Origin of the sequence: Streptomyces alkaliterrae (genome assembly GCF_007097205.2) — a bacterium.
Lineage (GTDB): Bacteria > Actinomycetota > Actinomycetes > Streptomycetales > Streptomycetaceae > Streptomyces > Streptomyces alkaliterrae.
This window is the reverse complement of the sequence record NZ_VJYK02000568.1, coordinates 1-1,559: the sequence shown is the minus strand read 5'-3', so window position 1 is coordinate 1,559 and position 1,559 is coordinate 1. Positions and strand designations below refer to the sequence as shown.

General features: G+C 73.5%; 2 protein-coding genes. Both read right to left on the bottom strand.

Translation table 11 applies throughout. From position 1 onward, the window contains the following. The coding region (locus tag FNX44_RS26810) for an exodeoxyribonuclease VII small subunit (RefSeq protein WP_143651555.1) at positions 1–239 on the bottom strand (239 nt) is incomplete at its 3' end. A gap of 24 nt (positions 240–263) precedes the next feature. Then, a complete protein-coding gene (gene xseA / locus FNX44_RS26805; protein ID WP_143651554.1) occupies positions 264–1,487 on the bottom strand; it encodes an exodeoxyribonuclease VII large subunit in 1,224 nt (407 codons plus the stop codon). Between the last annotated feature and the right edge of the window lie 72 nt (positions 1,488–1,559).

Below are 1,559 nucleotides of genomic sequence, written 5' to 3'. Positions count from 1 at the left end.
CTCCCCGCCGCCGACCCGCCCGCCTCCGGCTCGGCGAGCGCGGCGTCCAGTCGGGCCCGCGCACCGGCCAGGAAGCCGCGGCAGATCCGCGCCAGCTCCTCGCCGCGCTCCCACAGCGCCAGCGACTCCTCCAACGTCGCGCCGCCAGCCTCCAGCCGGCGCACGACGTCCACCAGCTCGTCCCTCGCCTGCTCGTAGCCCATCGTCGACTCGGGCCCCGTCAGCTCGTCCTCTGCCATACGCACCACCCTAGGATCGGTCCTTCACTGGTCGGCGTCGGTGCCGTTCACCGTCACCTGGAACTCGCCCTCCGCGACCCGGGCGCGCAGCCCCTCGCCCGGCGCGACCTCGCCCGGGTCCCGCACCACCGCGCCGTCCGTCCGCTGGAGCACCGCGTAGCCGCGCCGCAGCGTCGCCGCGGGCGACAGCGCGAGCACCCGGGCGCGAGTGTGCTCCAGATCCGCCGTAGCGCCGTCCAGCCGGTGTCCGAAGCAGCGCCGGGCCCGGCCCACCAGCTCGGCCACCTCGTCAGTCCGCTCCTCCACCAGCCGGTGCGGATAGGCCATCGCCGGCCGGCTCATCCAGTCGGCCAGCCCGCGCTCCTGACCGTCCAGGAACGCCGTGACGCAGCGCAGCGCGCGGTCGCGCAGCTGCCCCACCCGCTCGAACTCCTCACCCACGTCGGGCACGACGTCCTTCGCCGCGTGCGTCGGCGTCCTCGACCGCAGGTCGGCGACCAGATCGAGCAGCGGAGAGTCCGGTTCGTGCCCGATGGCCGACACCACCGGCGTGCGGCACGCCGACACCGCGCGGACCAGCTGCTCGTCCGAGAACGGCAGCAGGTCCTCCACGCTTCCCCCGCCGCGCGCCACGATGATGACGTCCACCTCCGGATCGCCGTCCAGCTCGCGGATCGCACCGATCACCTGCGGCACCGCCTTCGGCCCCTGCACCGCGACGTTCCGTATCGCGAAGCGGACCGCCGGCCAGCGGTGCCGGGCCGTCTCCAGGACGTCCCGCTCCGCCGCCGAGGCCCGGCCCGTCACCAGCCCGACGCGGTGCGGCAGGAACGGCAGCCGACGCTTGTGCCGCGCGTCGAACAGCCCCTCCGCCGTCAGCGACTTCTTCAACTGCTCCAACTTCACGAGCAGTTCGCCCACGCCTATCGGGCGGATCTCGGCGGCCCGCAACGACAGCTCACCACGCTGCGCGTACCAGGACGGCTTCGCGTGCACGACCACACGCGTGCCCTCCGAGACCACGTCCGCCACCTCGTCGAAGACCCGGCGGAAGCACGTCACCGTCAGCGAAACCTCGAACGACGGATCACGCAGCGTCAGGAACACCACACCGGCACCGGGACGGCGGCTGAGCTGCGCGATCTGCCCCTCCACCCACACCGCGCCGAGCCGGTCGATCCACCCGCCGATCAGCTTCGACACCTCGCCGACGGGGATCGGCGCCTCGGGCGACGTCTGGATAGCCATGAGACGAGGCTAACGGCACCCACCGACACTCGACCGGGGCGCACGGTCGATCGGCCTCCGGCAGGCCCCGCC